18 protein-coding genes and 1 pseudogene are annotated in these 16,790 nt (G+C 45.3%); 2 read left to right on the top strand and 17 right to left on the bottom strand.

Annotation, left to right across the window (positions count from 1 at the left end; translation table 11 throughout):
* Positions 1-220: 220 nt before the first annotated feature.
* From gspD to ABL924_RS04120, 17 genes and pseudogenes are all read right to left on the bottom strand, one after another.
* Positions 221-2,461 carry a type II secretion system secretin GspD gene (gene gspD / locus ABL924_RS04200; RefSeq protein WP_349025814.1) on the bottom strand — a complete coding sequence of 747 codons (2,241 nt, stop codon included), beginning with the start codon at positions 2,459-2,461 and terminating at the stop codon, positions 221-223.
* Positions 2,445-3,182 carry a hypothetical protein gene (locus tag ABL924_RS04195; RefSeq protein WP_349025813.1) on the bottom strand — a complete coding sequence of 246 codons (738 nt, stop codon included), beginning with the start codon at positions 3,180-3,182 and terminating at the stop codon, positions 2,445-2,447. The genes gspD and ABL924_RS04195 overlap by 17 nt, the downstream gene beginning before the upstream one ends.
* The gene (gene gspM, locus ABL924_RS04190; RefSeq protein WP_349025812.1) at positions 3,179-3,766 is read right to left on the bottom strand and encodes a type II secretion system protein GspM; all 588 of its coding nucleotides are present in this window, start codon (positions 3,764-3,766) and stop codon (positions 3,179-3,181) included. Before gspM ends, ABL924_RS04195 begins: the two co-directional genes overlap by 4 nt.
* On the bottom strand, positions 3,750-4,883 hold the full coding sequence (locus ABL924_RS04185) for a PilN domain-containing protein (protein ID WP_349025811.1): 1,134 nt from the start codon (positions 4,881-4,883) through the stop codon (positions 3,750-3,752). The genes gspM and ABL924_RS04185 overlap by 17 nt, the downstream gene beginning before the upstream one ends.
* Entirely contained in the window at positions 4,858-5,919 is a 1,062-nt protein-coding gene (locus ABL924_RS04180) for a type II secretion system protein GspK (RefSeq protein WP_349025810.1), read from the bottom strand. The genes ABL924_RS04185 and ABL924_RS04180 overlap by 26 nt, the downstream gene beginning before the upstream one ends.
* Positions 5,916-6,599: a prepilin-type N-terminal cleavage/methylation domain-containing protein gene (locus ABL924_RS04175; protein ID WP_349025809.1), complete on the bottom strand. Its 684-nt coding sequence runs from the start codon at positions 6,597-6,599 to the stop codon at positions 5,916-5,918. The genes ABL924_RS04180 and ABL924_RS04175 overlap by 4 nt, the downstream gene beginning before the upstream one ends.
* Positions 6,586-7,008 carry a type II secretion system protein gene (locus ABL924_RS04170; protein WP_349025808.1) on the bottom strand — a complete coding sequence of 141 codons (423 nt, stop codon included), beginning with the start codon at positions 7,006-7,008 and terminating at the stop codon, positions 6,586-6,588. Before ABL924_RS04170 ends, ABL924_RS04175 begins: the two co-directional genes overlap by 14 nt.
* On the bottom strand, positions 6,995-7,603 hold the full coding sequence (locus ABL924_RS04165) for a GspH/FimT family pseudopilin (RefSeq protein ID WP_349025815.1): 609 nt from the start codon (positions 7,601-7,603) through the stop codon (positions 6,995-6,997). Before ABL924_RS04165 ends, ABL924_RS04170 begins: the two co-directional genes overlap by 14 nt.
* Positions 7,604-7,628: 25 nt before the next feature.
* Positions 7,629-8,054: a type II secretion system major pseudopilin GspG gene (gene gspG / locus ABL924_RS04160; protein ID WP_349025807.1), complete on the bottom strand. Its 426-nt coding sequence runs from the start codon at positions 8,052-8,054 to the stop codon at positions 7,629-7,631.
* 11 nt (positions 8,055-8,065) lie between these two features.
* On the bottom strand, positions 8,066-9,283 hold the full coding sequence (locus tag ABL924_RS04155) for a type II secretion system F family protein (RefSeq protein ID WP_349025806.1): 1,218 nt from the start codon (positions 9,281-9,283) through the stop codon (positions 8,066-8,068).
* Positions 9,284-9,296: 13 nt separating this feature from the next.
* The gene (gspE, locus tag ABL924_RS04150) at positions 9,297-10,997 is read right to left on the bottom strand and encodes a type II secretion system ATPase GspE (protein WP_349025805.1); all 1,701 of its coding nucleotides are present in this window, start codon (positions 10,995-10,997) and stop codon (positions 9,297-9,299) included.
* A complete protein-coding gene (gene waaC / locus ABL924_RS04145) occupies positions 10,981-12,021 on the bottom strand; it encodes a lipopolysaccharide heptosyltransferase I (RefSeq protein WP_349025804.1) in 1,041 nt (346 codons plus the stop codon). Before waaC ends, gspE begins: the two co-directional genes overlap by 17 nt.
* Before the next feature lie 8 nt (positions 12,022-12,029).
* The gene (gene waaF, locus ABL924_RS04140) at positions 12,030-13,046 is read right to left on the bottom strand and encodes a lipopolysaccharide heptosyltransferase II (RefSeq protein ID WP_349025803.1); all 1,017 of its coding nucleotides are present in this window, start codon (positions 13,044-13,046) and stop codon (positions 12,030-12,032) included.
* Positions 13,047-13,073: 27 nt separating this feature from the next.
* On the bottom strand, positions 13,074-14,000 hold the full coding sequence (locus ABL924_RS04135) for a branched-chain amino acid transaminase (protein WP_349025802.1): 927 nt from the start codon (positions 13,998-14,000) through the stop codon (positions 13,074-13,076).
* A gap of 148 nt (positions 14,001-14,148) precedes the next feature.
* Positions 14,149-14,490: a DUF5615 family PIN-like protein gene (locus ABL924_RS04130; RefSeq protein ID WP_349025801.1), complete on the bottom strand. Its 342-nt coding sequence runs from the start codon at positions 14,488-14,490 to the stop codon at positions 14,149-14,151.
* Positions 14,487-14,642: pseudogene (locus ABL924_RS04125) on the bottom strand (DUF433 domain-containing protein). The gene ABL924_RS04130 and the pseudogene ABL924_RS04125 overlap by 4 nt, the downstream one beginning before the upstream one ends.
* Positions 14,626-14,868, bottom strand: coding sequence for a hypothetical protein (locus tag ABL924_RS04120; protein WP_349025816.1), 243 nt, complete (start codon positions 14,866-14,868; stop codon positions 14,626-14,628). Before ABL924_RS04120 ends, ABL924_RS04125 begins: the two are co-directional and overlap by 17 nt.
* A gap of 99 nt (positions 14,869-14,967) precedes the next feature.
* Here ABL924_RS04120 and ABL924_RS04115 point away from each other — a divergent pair, with 99 nt between their 5' ends.
* Both ABL924_RS04115 and ABL924_RS04110 read left to right on the top strand, forming a co-directional pair.
* A complete protein-coding gene (locus ABL924_RS04115; protein WP_349025800.1) occupies positions 14,968-15,174 on the top strand; it encodes a hypothetical protein in 207 nt (68 codons plus the stop codon).
* A gap of 249 nt (positions 15,175-15,423) precedes the next feature.
* Positions 15,424-16,626, top strand: a complete 1,203-nt coding sequence (locus ABL924_RS04110) for a PilT/PilU family type 4a pilus ATPase (RefSeq protein ID WP_349025799.1) — start codon at positions 15,424-15,426, stop codon at positions 16,624-16,626.
* Positions 16,627-16,790: the final 164 nt, after the last annotated feature.

The raw sequence follows: 16,790 nt of genomic DNA, 5'->3' as shown, positions 1-16,790 counted from the left end.
GGGCATGTTGCCCCGTTCGCAGGGTTTCAACGTGGTTCAAAAACGGCATCGTCGGCAAAACGTGAGTAACGGGGTAACATACCCCGTCACGCGTTCGGTTACAAACCCCGTCCCGCGTGGAAGTCTTCGGCTAATCCAACTACGCCGCTTATTACTAAATTGCTTGTGGGATGATGAGGGGTATCCAGCCTTCGCAAGGTCTTCAGCCGGACGGGGCAGATTACCATTCCCGTGTTGTCCACCACTTTTCTTTTTTCTTTGGTTTTGTTGGATCGTAGTAGATTCCACTCAGCTTTCTTTTGAATTCATCGGTAACGATTCTGGCATCTTGTTTTGTTTTGACTACGCGAGGGGTAATTAATATGACTAATTCTGTTTTATTTTCGTTTTTTGAAGTAGCTCCAAACAATGACCCTATAAGCGGCAATTCGTGTAAAAAAGGTATCCCATTCTTAGTGTTCGAATTTTGATCTCTAATTAAACCGCCAAGGACAAGCGTTTCTTCAGTTTGTACAGCGACAGAACTCTCAATTTCTCTTGATAAGATAGTAGGATTGCCGCCAGCGGTGCGATTGTTGTTGTCAACATCTTCAACAGTTTGTTTGATATCCATAATGACCATGCCGTTCGCGTTTACCCGGGGTGTAACGGTTAAAGTCAATCCGGTCTTACGCTGCTGGTTTTGAGTAAGAAGGTTACCACTGCCACTGGTTGGGTTTCCTACACTTGGGTTGGCAAGATTACCAACATTGCCAGTTGTTAACGATATTTCATCACCTACGTGTATTGTAGCCTCTTGATTATTTAAAACCATTAATGAGGGGGATGAAATTACATTGATATTATTTAAATTGGATTCCGCGTCTAAAAGCGCTTTTATAGACCCCGAGCTGTAAACAGTGCTCAATCCACCTGTAGCAGCGGCAGCGGCGGCTTGAGCAGCGGTTCCTAAAGCTACGGCTCCCGTTCCTGCGGTATCCGTCGTACCAAGTGTGCCTTTGTTGCTGCCGATAGCATCATTGCCTGGTCCGTTTTTTAAGTACCAAGATATACCATATTGTAATTTATCAGTTAGTGTTACAGAAACAATCGTCGCGTCTATCAAGACTTGTAGTGGCATGATATCTAACTGCTTTATAATCGGTAGTATCTTTCCGTACTCCTGAGGCGTTGCAATAATAACCAAAGAGTTATTGGCTATATCCGCGACAATTTTTGTCTCATTATCATCAGAGCCGCCTCCTGAGCCGCTAGCTTTCCTTGAACCTTCTGGCTTACTTTTTTTACGGCTGACAGAGGTCTTCCCCGTTGGTTGACTGCCATCAGTGGAATCTTTATTGCTAACTTCGGCCGATTTTTTCCCTGCGGCCACTTTTGCCGATTTATCCCGAGGTGCTGCACCGGTAAAAATTTCACTGAGCGTACCTGCCAGTTCTTCGGCATCCATGTGCTGTACTTTGTACACATTGACACCGCCGCCGGATTCGGTGTTCGCCCTGTCCAGCCGGAATACCCAGTTTTCAATATCACGCAGATAACTGGCCTGATGGGTGATGGCTAAGACGGCATTCATGCGCTCAATCGGCAGAAAGCGGAAAAATTCGCTGTCTTCCTTGCCGGATGAGGTGTTAAAAACAGTTTCCAACTCTTCTATGATTTTGTCTGGCTCCACGTGGTTGAGGGGAAACAAGGCAAAAGACCGGCCTTTTAACACGTCAATGTCAAAGGTGCTGACCATATCCATAACCCGTGCCAGCTCGTCAGCGGTGCCTTGTACCATCAAGCTGTTGCGGTTATTGTCTACATTCAGGATGGTTTTTTCATGCACAATCGGCTTTAAAATATCGGCGATTTCTTGGGCGGCGACATTGCGTATGGGAATGACTCGAGATTGAAACCCTGTGCTATCTCCGGCAATAGTAGAGCTATACAAGGCTTCTGCTTTGGGTTCGATATGATAAATTTTGCCGTCTTTGACTAAGGCGGCATTGTTCATGCCCAAGACCATTTCCAGGGTAGGTAGGAGTTCCTCTTTGGAAAGCGGTTCAGACGTATTTAACGTTACCTTGCCGGTCACTTTGGGGCTGAGAACGTAGTTTTGTCCGAGGATGTCACTTAAGATAACTTTGGCGACCTCGCCTAAATCTGCGTCATCAAAATTCAGGCTGTAGGTGCCTGGACCTCCGGTTTTGGTGCTACGCCTGTGGCTTTCCGTTTGGGGTGCGAAGCGATCCCGTGCCGGATACAGCTCGATCTTGGACTTTAAGGCATCGTTAACTGGCGGTTTGTTTTGCAGCTCTTTAAAGGTAACGCTGTCTTCGAGACTGCTTGCGCGTTCTTTGAGTACAGGGGTAAGCGGTATCTTCGCCGCCCGTTTGGGGCCTAATAGCTCGCAGCTTGACAGCATTAAGCCCAAGACCGTTAGACAAACTGCCTTGTTCATATTATTGAAATTGTTCATTCTCACTATTCTCGAAGAAGGGTTCACTGGAATCATCTGGTATTAGCTCTGGTTCGAGCATGGGTTCAGGCTCAGGGATGGGTTCTGGGATGGGCTCTGGCTCTGGCATTTGCTCAGGTATGGGTATGGGCTGTTGGTTAGGCGCGAACGGTTGACCCGGTTGTTGACCGGGCATCGGAGGCGTAGCTATTGCGCTGCCCATATTGTTTGCTGGATTTTTCGGTTTAGGCTTTCTCAAGGGCAATTCTTTTTGTTTGCCGCCCTGGCTGACCACCACTTTATCATTGTGTATTTCTGTCAATTTCCAACCGTCAATATCATTATCTTTAGTGACTTTTCGGTAATTGTCTTTGGCAACTTTGGCGGTCGTCCGGCTAAATAGTGCGTACAGGCTTTTCTTGTGTGTATAAACGCCATTAAGCGCCCAGTTAAAGTTTTCTGTTGCTGTGGTAACAGGTGTTGTCACGGCACTAGGCTCATTAACCGGTTTTCTGCCTTGGATGAACAAGGGTCTGGCAACCAAGTCCACATAGCTGGATTCGGGTTGCTTGGTTAGTTCTATTGAGGGCAATTCTATGGCCGACTTTTTTTGCTTATCGACGGCTTGAATGGATGCCAGTAATTGATTTTGAGCGTAGATGGCATATAACCATTCGCAAATAATAATGAAACACAAGGCGGCGCAAAGTACGCCGAGGAATTTGATCAGCTTTATGTTCATTGCGGCTGCGCCCTCATGAAACCGATGGCCTGAAAATTGATGTTCAATCCATTGCTAGGCTCAATCTGGCGGGTCAGCCGGTTTCTGATGCTGCGCATCGGTCTTATATCCAGTTGGTCGATCACCATTAGTGGCGTGGAGGTTTCCAGTTTGTATAGCACCGCTCGTAAGACTTCGATGTTACCTGTCATTCTGACGCTAACGGTAATACGGTTGAATTTATCTTTGCTGGTGGATGGAAGCACTTGGGTACTGCTCAGTTGACCACCTGCCTGGACTATTGTTTGTTTAATAAACTCCTGCATTTGCGCGGAGGCGAGGGCGCTAGTGCCTTGGTTGTTAAAATAACCTTGATCTTGATGTTGCTGTTTTATCGCTTCAATATTACTGACTACCGCACCTTTACCGGCCAGGATTTTCTCATATTTTTTCAGGGTAAAGGCTAGGTTTTCTTTGGTTTCATGCAGTTCTAGCCCTTTACTGATGATAGGTACAACAATAATCAAACCCACCAGCAATACGATAAATGCCAGTAGACCTACAGCCAGCCAGCGCTGGGTTTGAAGGTTATTGCTCAGTTCCATTTTCATCTCCTGGCTTGATAATTTCACCTGCCTTAGTAATATCAACGGTAATCTGAAAGCGTTCCAACTTGGTCACATTGTCGCGCGTGACCGGCGAGACAAATTTTGTATTGGCGAAAATATCAGAGGCTTCCAAAACTGAAATCAGTGTCGAAGCCGTAGGTGATTCGCCTTGTATCTGCAATTGCCCACTCGCATACTGCCCATAAGCCAGCCAGGTATCGTCCTTTATGAGTTTGCTCAGGGTATCAAGAACTGCCACAACTGGCGGTTTTTCGGTTTTTTTCTCAATCAACTGTTTAGTTTCGTCGACCAATGCGTCAACTTCAGCTTGTAATGCCTTGATGTTTTTGGCTTCTTTTTCAATGCCATCAATTTTTTCTTGTAAGGCGTTGACCGAACGATATTCAAACCAGACGGGCAAGGCCAAGGCTGCCACCATTAGCAGTGACACCAAACCGATTAAAGAGGCATGGATTAACTTTTCTGTCTTGCCTGTTTTTTCACGCAACTCTTCCGGCAACAAGTTGTAGGGTTCTTCGTTTTCATCAAGGTCGTTGGGGGTGTCTTCATAATCCACAAATTTTGGAACCATGCCAAAAGCCTTGAGATCTGCGTAGATGCTATCAAGCATTTCTCGAGCGACAAGAATTAGCATAACCCTGATTTGCCCAGGTTCATTAACCACATCCAACGCTTTAACAGCGAAATACACTTGATCAACGCTGAATGGCGAATATCGAGATAGTTCGTAACTAACGACTTGGTAGAGATTTTCTTTGGCGGCGACAGGTAATGAGAGCTCTTTTTGAATAGCGTGTTCTTTGGTTAACCGGAAAATTAAGCTGGCTTTTTGCAAGCGTTCGTCGGCCAACAGCATTTCCTTGTATTTAGCTATCCCCGCATCATCCCGATCCAGTTTTATAAGCGGTTCTTCCTGGCCTTCATACCAGTAACTCAAGGCAAATTGCTTTTCTGCCGGGCGCACGACGATTATGCCGTGCTGGTCACTGATAAGTTGTTTAATTCTGCCTGGGATTAGGAAGCTAAGTTCGCGTTTCCACCAGCGGAAGAACTTTTTATAATCTAGATCAACCGCCGAGTTCAGGTTCTGCATATTGTTTTACTAATAATTCGCTCATTGCTTCGGTAAATAATGACTCTTCATTTGCAGGGTTGCGTTGCCATTTTAAAATCTTAAATGGTTCTGGCGGAGTGCCATCAAGTGATACTGATTGGCTAGCGTCTGATTTCGCCACTGTGGCAATAACTACAGCGCTGTTTTCATCAGGGCTTGTGTCATCAGCGGTTGCTCCATCAGTCATCCGCGCTTCAGAAACAATAGTTACCGTCTCATTTGGGGCGGATGCCCCACTAACACCACCCAAGCCCAATTGAAATTCCGGCGCAGGTAGATCGTTTTTTGCACTCTCAAGTCTAGCGGCAATAAAAGTGTCTACCAAAGAAGCATCTTGGTTAGGCAAGGCTTTTAAAACTTTGCTTGAGGCTAACTTAAGATTGACTTGCGCTTGACCTGAATAAACGGTGATGATGGGTTCAAGCCAGTTGAACACCTGCTCATCCATTCCTAAAATCATCTGTAGCTCTTCCACTGTTTGAAAGGGTTTATTTCGTGGTTGATATTTTTTCCCTGCATCCTTATATTCTTTCTTTTCAGCTCCTTCTATACTAAGCAGGTCGTCTTGGTCGCGCCAATCGACAATAGCACCGATCAGTTTGGCCTGCTGCTCTTCTTCTACTGGCGCTTGCGCCAGTAGACCTTGTAACAAGGGCAGTTCGGCTTTATTAATGTCAATTTTACCCGCTTCTGACAATAGCCGTAGCCGGATTTTTGTGCTGCCAAAATCCAGTTGATAAATGTTACCATCGGCTCGCCAACGCTTATTCTGATCAGGATCAAGCAGCATCATTTCAGCGGCGGCAATCCCCGCTTCTGCGGCTGCCACAGCACCGGCATTATCCTTAATACCAGCGACAACGGTAGATTCCCTGCGCATAGTCAGGGCAAAGCTACCAGCCATAATAGTTAATAGGCTTAATACCCATAAAACAAGTACTAGGGCAAAACCATTGGGCTTGGATTTTACCTTAGAACGGCTGCTTTTCCTATCCATCTGTTGTTGAGCTCTCACGGAACCCCCATTGCATTCGTCTCTGCTCCCGCTTGGTCTTCGTCAGTTAAGTTAGTTGAAGTTCCCATTGACTTGAGTTCAACTACCATTTCCGGCCAGAAGTTGTCGTCATCCCGCTCAATCTTAATTTTGACCAAGCGAGGTTGCGTTTCCTTCTCTAGCCAGTCATCTTGCCATGTGGCCTCAGTTTCACCATCAATACCCGCAGGTCCATAGTAGCTTAATGTAAAATTACGGACATGTCGTAACAAGTCCACCTCTTCCTTGCGCCATTCTTCACCTTCTGCCACCGGATAAAACGGCGTTATTGAGACTTGAATGACTTGTTCATCGCCGTCCTTGATTAATTTCAACGAAAACAGTTGTAAGCCTGATTTTTTAGCACTGGCAGGAAACGCTGAAACAAACTGTAATTCTTGGTTTTTACCCTGAAAAGCAAAGGTTCTGCTTTCTTCATTAAAATCATTCCACAAGGGTTTTGCCGTGCTTAGGTGATGCTGGAAAAATTGATACACAACCGCAACATCATTGACTTCGGTTATTTTGTCTTCACCTTTTTGCCAGCTATCCGCGCAAATTTTCATGCTACTAAACAATAAGACGACCATGATGCCGAGCAGCGTCATGGCGATGAGGACTTCTATCAGGGTAAAACCCGTATTGGGTTTACGATGCTGCATTACTTTTCGCAGCCAGCTTTAAGGTGGTTAACTGGATTTGACGGTCATCATTCTGGCCATCTCCCCAGTTTACCGTCACATTGATCTTAAAAAGTTGTGCAGTTGCAGCTTTAGGGTCAATGCCTTCGCCACTCAGGAAGAAAGGGCTGATGCTCAGCGACCAATGGTATTTTTTATTTTCATCACCTGAGCTTTGATGATCTTTTAACGGTATTTCCGACCCCGTTTTCGCGATGAGTGATTCAGCAATTTGCACAGCAATTGTATAGTCCTCAGCAACAACAGCGGTATTAACACCGCCGGAAAATATTTTTAGCAGAATACCTAGGGACAGTGCCAGAATCGAAAAAGCGATAAGAATTTCCAGTAGTGAAAAGCCTTGTTGCTTTGTTATCTTACTTGCTTTCAAGTTCGACCTGTCCTGTTAACCAATTGATGTCAATTTGCCAGATAGCTGAATTCATCTCCAACTTGATGCGTCCACCGCTGGACGAGCCATCGGGAAAAAACCGGATATTAGCCAGCCCCTTCCCGTTCAGCTCTTCTTGAGCGGTGACAACGGTCAGCGCTATGGTGTCGGGGATGGTGTACACCTTTTCTCGGTCGCTTACGGTATAGCTGTTTTCGTTAAGATCAAGTGCTACCGTTGTTTCCTTATGGGAAATAAGCGCTTGCCCTTTGGCAAAACGCAGGGCAGATACCATATCTCTGGCAGCAGACTGGAGTTTGGTCGCGTCATTTCCAGAAGAAATATTGAGCCCTACAACAGAAAAACCCAGTATCACAACAAACAGGACTAGAATCATTTCAAGCAAACTAAAACCTTTGCTTGAAGCGGGAGTAAATCCAGTATGCTGGTCTTTTGTTACGCTGTGCTTAATCACAGTCTCGGAATTTCGCAGTTCCTGCATATAGAGCGTCGACTCCTCTTTATCCCAAGCCTGATGGTTCTGCTCTGCTTGGAAGCCCCCAAAGAAAGGAAGGGCTTTTAACCGTGGAAGCATCCTACTCAATACGAACGTTACTTAATTATTCCCAGCTAGCCAGGTCTTTATCCTCGCCGTCACCGCCTTCTTTGCTGTCTGCACCCAGTGACGATATGTCAAACTTGCCGTGTTCGCCAGGTGAAGTATATTTGTATTCTTGTTGCCACGGATCAAGCGGCACTTTGGCTTTCCGTAAATAAGGGCCATTCCAACGCTGTATGTCACCAGGATTTTCAATCAACGCATTCAAGCCTTGTTCCGAAGTCGGGTAGCTGCCGACATCGAGTTTGTACATATCCAGTGTCTGGGAGAGATCTTCTATTTGCACTTTGGCAGCCTTGACTTTAGATTCGCCCATGTGTTTCATCACTTGTGGCCCTACCAAGCCAGCCAGCATGGCAATAATGCCCAATACGACCAGTAATTCCAGCAAAGTGAAACCTGTTTGTTTGTTGTTGAGTTGTTTCATAGTCTTGTCCGTTAAAAAGCCAAATCGTTAACGCTCAATATCGCCAGCAAGATTGACACAATAATGCCAGCGATCATGAGTCCTAATGTGATGATTAAAGCGGGTTCCAGCAATGCCAGCATCCGTGCAATGGATACCCGTAGTTGTTTATCATATATTGTGGCGACGCGAAGTAACATTTCTTCCAAGCGCCCCGTTTCTTCACCCATTTTGATCATTTGCATCGCCATTTTGGGGAAAATATTTTTGTCGTGTAAAGCATCGTACAGATGTTTGCCCTGTTTTAACTGCTCCTCGGCAATTTGTATGGCATCCGCTAACACAAGATTGTCTACGGTCTCACGCACGATAACCATCGCCGAAAGTATGGAAACGCCATTGCCCAATAAAGTTCCCAGCGTCCGACTAACATTTGCGGTTTCTTTATGCAGGATGATGGTTCCAGCCAAGGGAAGCTTTAAAAAAATGCCATCCCACCTTTTTTTGCTGACCGGGTCTGCCATCTGGAATTTCATGTAACTGGACGCAAAAATAACTGCGCCAAGCAAAATCCACCAGTATTTTTGTAACCATTCTGCCAGCCCGACAACAATCTGTGTAGATACTGGCAATGCCTTACCCGCACTTTCAAACATTTCCGTGAATTGCGGCACCACAAAAGTTAGCATCACAAATAATGACGCCAGAGACATGACCAACAAGATAGCAGGATAGATCAAGGCGGTGCTGACGGTATCCTTTAATTCCTGGGAGCGTTCCAGATATTCCGACAAACGCGTCAGCACATCACCTAAATTGCCGCCCGCTTCACCGGCACGGAGCATATTTAAGTAGAATTTGGAAAAAATTCCCGTCTGCTTTTCCAAGGCATCAGCCAATGACGAGCCGCCTTTGACTTTCTCCAGTACTTTGCCGATGAGCTTGCTCAGCCGTTCATTATCGTCTGTGAGGTCGATTAAAACCGATAAGGATTTATCCAACGGTAAGCCAGATTCCAGCAAGGTTGCCAGCTCGCCAGTAAACAGGCCGATGTCTTTTTGTGATAATTTGCTTTGTTTTCCACCTAACCCTAGCCCTAAAAACGACCTACTTGTGGCAGGAGCCACACTGATAGGTATATAACCTTCTGATTGTAACAATAATATCAGCGCTTGCTCATCGCTGGCATCCCTGATGCTTTCCTCGGTTTCGCCAGAACTATTGATGACTTTGTATTTGAACAAGGACATATCAGGCTTCCGATCAGTTTTCCGAAGTAACGCGCATAACTTCTTCTATTGTAGTGACACCCTGAATGGCTTTGGTAAGGCCATTCTCAAACATGGTTGACATGCCTTCTTCGACGGCAAGTTTTTGGATAACTCCCGCTTCTTCATGCGCCATGATTAACTTGCGCAAGGGATCAGTCATTTGCAAGAATTCGATAATCGCCATACGACCACGATAGCCCATACCGCCACAAGACGAGCAGCCCACAGGCTTGTATAAAGTAATGTCACCGACAGGAGCAAACCGGCGTAACCGCAGTTCTTTAATGACTTCGGGCGATGCTTGATACGGTGTTTTACAGTCTGGGCAGAGTTTCCGCACCAGACGTTGTGCCAAGATGCCATTCACTGTGGAAGTCAGCAAGTACTCTTCCAGCCCCATATCCAGCAAACGGGTGACACCACCGGCTGCATCATTGGTATGTAAGGTTGATAGCACTAAATGTCCGGTAAGGGCTGATTGCACGGCGATCCGCGCGGTTTCCAGGTCGCGCATTTCACCAATCATGATGACATCGGGGTCTTGACGGACGATGGAGCGGAGTGCCGAGGCAAACGTCAAGCCGATCTGTGGTTTAGCCTGGATTTGGTTGACACCTTCCATTTGATATTCCACCGGATCTTCAACCGTGATGATTTTCCGTTCCGAAGTATTCAACTGCTTTAATGCCGCGTACATGGTAGTCGATTTACCGCTACCGGTCGGCCCGGTAATCAGGATAATGCCATGCGGCATGGATAACACATCGATAAACTGTTGCAAATGCCTGCCTTGAAAACCCAGGGCGGCAAAATCAAATACGGTGTTTTCTTTGTCAAGAAGACGAATAACGACGCTTTCACCGTACATGGTCGGTATTGTCGAAACCCGCAAATCCAGTTCTTTACCCAACATTTGCACCTTGATACGGCCGTCTTGCGGTAGCCTTCTTTCAGCAATGTTAAGTTTCGCCATGATTTTGATGCGCGAGATTACGGCGGCAGTTGACTTGACCGACGGCGCATCAATTTCCTTCAATACGCCATCCACGCGTAACCGAACTTTTAAAGATTGTTCAAAAGGTTCAATATGAATATCCGAGGCTCTGGTTTCTATCGCCCGTTGCATAATGAGGTTAACCATCTTGATGACCGGTGCTTCACTGGCCAGATCTTTCAGGTGTTCCAGGTCTTCCTCACCAATATCGTCAACATTAAGATCGTCAATGGTTTTATCCATTGCTGAGCGACCTTCTCCGTATTGAACTTCCAGCGCCGCATCTATTTCTGAAAGCAACCCCACTTTGACGACTATATTTTTTCCGGTTACTAACTTTAGCGCATCTACGACGAATTCGTCTTCTGGATCCATCATGGCAACCGCTATTGACTGCTCATCGTGGCTCAAACCAATCAGATGGTATTGTTTGAGAAAACGTAAGGACACGCTTTCAGGGAGTTGTGTTTCCATCGGATACTGTTCTGGCTTTACTTTCTCGAACTGACCCGCTTCAACAAAAGCATCGGCGACGTCAAGCTCTGAGCATAAACCCAGTTTAACCAGCAATTGAGGTAAACTTTCGGCAACGGATGTCTTCTTCACTCGTTCAACTTTTTTCAATTCCGAAGCGGATAGCTTATCTCTGTGCTTAAGAATTCCGAGTAAAGTTTGATAGGGTTCAGCTTGTCGTATCATGTAGGTGGTTTTCTTTTGTGTTTTGGTGGTTAGATAACAATTGTATTGCCTGATCAACAATGATTCGTTCGTCTATGTCCCTAATCGAGTAATCCTGTTTATTAAGTTTGTAAGGATTAACCGTTGAATGGGACTTTATTACCTCATTTATATCCGTTTGATAAACTCGGCTGATCGGTGTTGGTCCAAAAATCGTAATGGATGGCTTGTTTAAGCCCCAAGCGATATGCGTTGGCCCAGTATCGTTACCAACTAGCAAATCAGCTTTGGCAACCACCGCCTTTAGATCATTCAAGTCTAACTTAGGCAACGCTTTTATGCTAGTACATTGCTTGGACATCCAGTCCGCTTTGTGCTTTTCCTGTTCACTACCCCATACGACAAGGCAGTTTTCCTGCAAATCCTGCGCTATTTTTACGAATTTCTCAGGTGGATAGTTCCGGCTTTCCCAAGTCGAACCGATAACAAATACAATTACTTTGCGGTTTTTTTGGAAAAACTCATCAAGTTCCGGATTAGTATTATTGGAATATAAAAAAGGTTTTTTACCCAATATCTGATCGCTTGTGATGCTAAAACCGAGTGGTTTTGATAATACCAAGGCATTTCTATCAATCGTGTTTTCATCATAAGCACAAGCCACTTTCACATTATAAAACCAAGAGGCAGCTTTTTCTCGGATGGAATCTGCATTGAAACCCGCCACTGTTTTGCCAAGCAAACGGGCGGTAACTGCCGATTTAATGAGTCCCTGGGCATCAATAACCAAATCATAATGATTCTTCGCAAAGTAGCGAATTTTTTTTATCTCCTCAAAAATCGCCAGTTTATTATTTTTTAAAGCCTTGAGATTGACAGTAAATATCTGTGAAATATCTGGGTTATGCTGCAAAATACCAGCGAACCGTTCCTCTACAATCCAGTCAATTTCAATATCGGGCGCATGTTGTTTGATGAATTGCAACGCAACCATAGCGTGAATAATGTCCCCCAATGCGGAAAGTTTGACGATGGCGATACGCATAGAGAGGTTCAATTGCCAATAAGTTCAAGAATTCGTTCGGGTGTTATGCCTGTCAGACATTGTGTATGTTCTGGGTGTCCGACGGGATATAGCGGGCAAATACGTTGCCGACAAGGCGAGCAGGGGAGGTTTAAAGTGACGGTTTGGGCTTTATTACAAAGTGGCGGTGCAAATTCTGGCGGTGTTGAGCCATAAATGGCGATGACAGTTTTATCCAATGCTGCGGCTAGGTGCATGAGGCCCGAGTCATTGGCGACTATTGTATTAGCCAAGGACATAAGATCAACCGCTTCGGTTAATGATGTTTGTCCGATAAAATCTCGACATTGCTGGTTTGTTAGTGAGTTAATTGCTACTGCTGATTCTTTATCTTTCTCCGAACCCATTAACCATACTTGCCAGCCCTGCTGGATTTTTGCCTGGGCAACTTTGGCAAAATAGTCGGCTGGCCAACGTTTGGAAGGGCCGTATTCGGCGCCTGGGCACAAGACGAGGACCTTATCAGTCAGGGTTAAACCAAATTTCTGGATAACTTTTTCCTGGCCGGTTTTGTTGTTGGGTAGACTAGGTTGTTGATAATAAGGCGGCTGTGGGGCATTTTCGGGTAGACCCAAAGCAACAAAGCGCTGGACTGTCATCGTAATTGCATTTTTATCCAGCCGTCTTATATCATTAAGTAAGACCCAGCGGCATTCGCCACGATACCCGGTACGCTGGGGAATATTGGCAAAAAATGGAATGAGCGCGGATTTCCAGGAGTTTGGCAGGACAATGGCTTGATCATAGCCTTCTGACCGACATTGCCGACCAACTTTGATTCGGGTCATCAGGCAAAACTCCCCATGATTCAAAGGCATGACGATCGCCTTTGAAACTTCTGGCATCCGTTCCAGCAAAGGTAACGACCAAACAGGGGCCAATACGTGAATAAGGCAATCTGGAAAGGATTTTTTCAGCGACATGAACAGGCTTTGAGCCATCACCATATCGCCAACCCAAGATGGCCCTACGACTAAAATCCTCACCGTTTGTTTGTAGTAGTTAGTAAGCAGTTAGGCGACGTAAGTCAGCCATTCAGTATGGTCAGATTTACGTCCATGCACGTAATCAAAATACAATGCTTGTAATTTTTCCGTGATAGGGCCACGTCCGCCATTACCAATAGCACGACCATCATATTCCCGAATCGGCGTAACTTCCGCCGCAGAACCTGTAAAGAACGCTTCATCAGCCACATACACCTCATCGCGGGTAATGCGTTTTACGATAACTTCTAAACCTTGATCAGCAGCAATCGTCATCAGGGTATCACGGGTAATGCCTTCTAATGCAGACGTGGTTTCCGGTGTATACAGCTTGCCATTGCGGACGATGAAAAGGTTCTCGCCGCTGCCTTCCGCGCAGAAACCTTCATGATCCAGCAACAAGGCTTCGTCATAGCCGGTCGATAACGCTTCCTGCAAGGCGAGGATTGAATTGATGTAATTGCCGTTAGCCTTGGCTTTGCACATCGTGCTGTTGACGTGGTTGCGGGTATAAGAAGACGTGCGGATGCGGATGCCTTTTTCCATATTCTCAGCGCCCAGATAAGCGCCCCATATCCAGGCGGCGACGATAACATGGACTTTCAAGTTGTCAGCCCTCAGCCCCATGCCTTCAGAGCCATAAAAGCACATGGTGCGGATGTAGGCACTATCCAGATTATTCTTGGAGATGGCTTCGCGTTGCGCTTGGTTGATTTCATCTTTGCTGAACGGCATCGGCATATTCATGATATGCGCTGAACGGAACAAGCGGTCGGTATGTTCCTGCATTTTAAAAATCGCTGTGCCTTTTTCAGCATGATAAGCGCGTAGACCCTCAAACACGCCGCAACCGTAATGCAGGGTATGCGTCAACACATGGACTTTGGCATCCCGCCAGTTAACCCATTGTCCATCAAACCATATCAGGCCGTCTCTATCGTCCATTGTTGTCATTGTTTCACCTTAAGTTTTGCTGTTTATTCAAAATGTTGTTTTTATTGCGTTTAGGCTGGAATTATAAAATAGATTGAAAGATTCGCCCATTGCTAAAATAAAAGCCATGATTATGGAGATATATTCAACCTTGCTTATCTGTGCTCGATCAACTGGCTTCGTGTAATCTCTCCACAAAATCACATGCCGTTAATGCTGTGGCAATGGATGATAAATTATCCTCAAAATTTGTGAGAAGTCTCGAATTGGCTATATTACCCGTTGAAACCAGCAATAATTTGTAAGGTACTTGGGATATTAAAAATGAGTTAACAAAATCGGCATCTTTAGTCACAACAATACGTTGGTCGGCAACCGATAGTTCATTTATCCGCGCATCCGATGTTCGGTTCGCATCAGGCAAATCCAGGGTATGCAAAACATCGTGCCCAAAACTTTGCAATAACGCCGCAAGTTTTCGAGGCAATTGGGCATCGACCAAAAATTTCAAGCGGCAACCAAGCCTTCAATCCGCTTGACATGCGCCAATTTGGCAGCAAAATCCAGAGCAACCAAAATATCTTCCCGTTGCAAATCTTCATAATCCGAAAGAATTTCCTCAATAGTCATGCCGGAACTTAATCATTCAAGAATGGTTTCCACCGGATAGCGCAACCCCCGAATGCAAGGTTTGCCGTGGCAAATATGGCTGTCTAACCGTAATGCGCTCAAAAAATGATCCAGACATAAATGTTCCTCGTATTACAAATACCCTATCAATAGGGCGGATTAGCCGCGCAAAATCACCTACATCAAATAAGCCATTTTTCTTCGGGCATGATGCTTGTGCCCACTGGGTATATTCCGCCGCATGGGTGCAAATTTTCATTCGGCGGATTACGATACGCCCAACTAAAAGTGATAATTCAAAACGCAAACGATTTGCGCGCCTAATCCCCCTACGAGCTAACCCAACAAACACTGCCTGTTGCCGGTCTGGTCTGCGGCGTTCCGTTACCGGCAAAAAGCCTACCGCTTTGTTATCAACGGCAGGACAGGGCAAGTACAAGGCGAGCGGCCTTACAGTTATTGGAAAATTGCTTTTGCCATTATCTTCGGGGTTATTGCCGTAGGCGGGTTGATACTCTATATGGATCGATCAGGAATGCTGGAGCAAGTACAAACTTATCTTTAGGGAATCTCTACCCCGCCCTCCCTCTGGGAGAGGCCTATGGTGATAGTTGTAACTGATTAATTTTAAATCCATCATCCAAACCTTCTCCCGAAGGGAGAAGGAGTTTTTTGAATTTTTAGAGGTTACCTTTAATCAACCTCGATATACTTTGGGTTAAACTAGCGATTGTTTATTTTTTGCTAACCAGCCTTCAACTTCTGGATTTATAACCTAGAATTGACCTTATTGATTTTTAAAAGACAACTGATTATGGAATTTAAAGAATACTTAAAATTGCTGGTTCAAAACGATGGTTCTGATTTGTACTTAACCGTCGACGCGCCACCCGCCGCTAAATTTCAGGGTGTACTGCGGCCTTTGGAAAACATCAAACTTACCAAAGAACGATTGAAAGAAATCGCTTATAGCTTAATGGATTTCGAGCAGCAGAAGGCATTTGAACACCAACCTGAATTAAATTTGGCTATTTCGGAGCAGGGCATAGGGCGGTTTCGGATTAATATTTTTAAGCAGCGTAACACTTTTTCGATGGTCATCCGCAATATCAAGGTGGAAATTCCCAATGCCGATAAGCTGGGGTTGCCTGATGTATTGAAAAAAGTCATCATGGAGAAGCGTGGCCTGATTTTGTTTATCGGCGGCACGGGTTCGGGGAAATCAACCTCGTTGGCGGCATTGATAGACCACCGCAACGCGAATAGTTCAGGCCATATTATTACGATTGAGGATCCGATTGAGTACATCCATCCGCACAAAAAATCCCTGGTCAATCAGCGCGAAGTTGGGGTTGATACGCTAAGTTATGAAGATGCACTCAAAAACACGTTACGGCAAGCGCCCGATGTTATCTTGATTGGCGAAATTCGTAGTCAGGAAACCATGGAACACGCCTTGGCCTTTGCTGAAACCGGGCATTTATGCCTGTCAACTTTACATGCGAACAACTCCAATCAGGCATTGGATAGAATCATCAATTTTTTTCCGGAAGAACGCCGTAATCAACTATTGATGGATTTATCATTGAATTTAAAAGCGTTTGTGTCGCAACGCTTAGTTCCTACGCTTGAAGGTAAGCGGATAGCTGCCATTGAGATTTTACTGGCCTCGCAGTTAGTCAGGGATTTAGTCCATAAAGGCGATATACATGCTATCAAAGAAGCCATGGAAAAATCCGAAAACATTGGCATGCAGACCTTTGACAGCCACCTGCTGAGGCTATATAAAGAAGGTATTATTTCTCTTGACGAGGCATTGCAAAACTCTGATTCCCCTAATAATCTTAAGTTGAAGATAAATTTGAGCGAAGGCCTTGGTTCGACATCGCCAGGCAGCAGAGCGGCGAATGCACCAAAAACAGAGCTTGCAAATGAATTGTCGCTGCAAGTTATCATTAAAGATGAAGAAAAGCCGAAAACTGAAGTCCGTGTTGGGCTGCATACTAAAGTGGACTAAAGTGTGAACTGCTAAGATTAAATACACCTTCGAGATAAAGTTTACGTGAGTTTTTTTACAAATTTCTCTCACTAGTCCTATTCCAGAGAGGGGTGACGTTTTGGCTATTGCCCAGGAGATACTTAGAACCTGCTAAAAAAGGTGTTTTTACGTTATAATTCCCC

The organism is Methyloglobulus sp., assembly GCF_040079455.1.
Classification (GTDB): Bacteria; Pseudomonadota; Gammaproteobacteria; order Methylococcales; family Methylomonadaceae; genus Methyloglobulus.
The sequence above is the reverse complement of the archived record's forward strand: the minus strand, read 5'-3'. Positions and strand labels throughout refer to the sequence as shown.

Coding starts and splice junctions, on each gene's coding strand:
- ABL924_RS04120 (WP_349025816.1), bottom strand. CDS start 14,868: ATGAAAATTTGCACCCATGCGGCGGAATATACCCAGTGGGCACAAGCA.
- ABL924_RS04185 (WP_349025811.1), bottom strand. CDS start 4,883: ATGCAGAACCTGAACTCGGCGGTTGATCTAGATTATAAAAAGTTCTTC.
- gspD (WP_349025814.1), bottom strand. CDS start 2,461: ATGAACAATTTCAATAATATGAACAAGGCAGTTTGTCTAACGGTCTTG.
- gspG (WP_349025807.1), bottom strand. CDS start 8,054: ATGAAACAACTCAACAACAAACAAACAGGTTTCACTTTGCTGGAATTA.
- ABL924_RS04195 (WP_349025813.1), bottom strand. CDS start 3,182: ATGAACATAAAGCTGATCAAATTCCTCGGCGTACTTTGCGCCGCCTTG.
- ABL924_RS04165 (WP_349025815.1), bottom strand. CDS start 7,603: ATGCTTCCACGGTTAAAAGCCCTTCCTTTCTTTGGGGGCTTCCAAGCA.
- ABL924_RS04135 (WP_349025802.1), bottom strand. CDS start 14,000: ATGACAACAATGGACGATAGAGACGGCCTGATATGGTTTGATGGACAA.
- gspE (WP_349025805.1), bottom strand. CDS start 10,997: ATGATACGACAAGCTGAACCCTATCAAACTTTACTCGGAATTCTTAAG.
- gspM (WP_349025812.1), bottom strand. CDS start 3,766: ATGGAACTGAGCAATAACCTTCAAACCCAGCGCTGGCTGGCTGTAGGT.
- ABL924_RS04110 (WP_349025799.1), top strand. CDS start 15,424: ATGGAATTTAAAGAATACTTAAAATTGCTGGTTCAAAACGATGGTTCT.
- ABL924_RS04155 (WP_349025806.1), bottom strand. CDS start 9,283: ATGTCCTTGTTCAAATACAAAGTCATCAATAGTTCTGGCGAAACCGAG.
- ABL924_RS04175 (WP_349025809.1), bottom strand. CDS start 6,599: ATGCAGCATCGTAAACCCAATACGGGTTTTACCCTGATAGAAGTCCTC.
- waaC (WP_349025804.1), bottom strand. CDS start 12,021: ATGCGTATCGCCATCGTCAAACTTTCCGCATTGGGGGACATTATTCAC.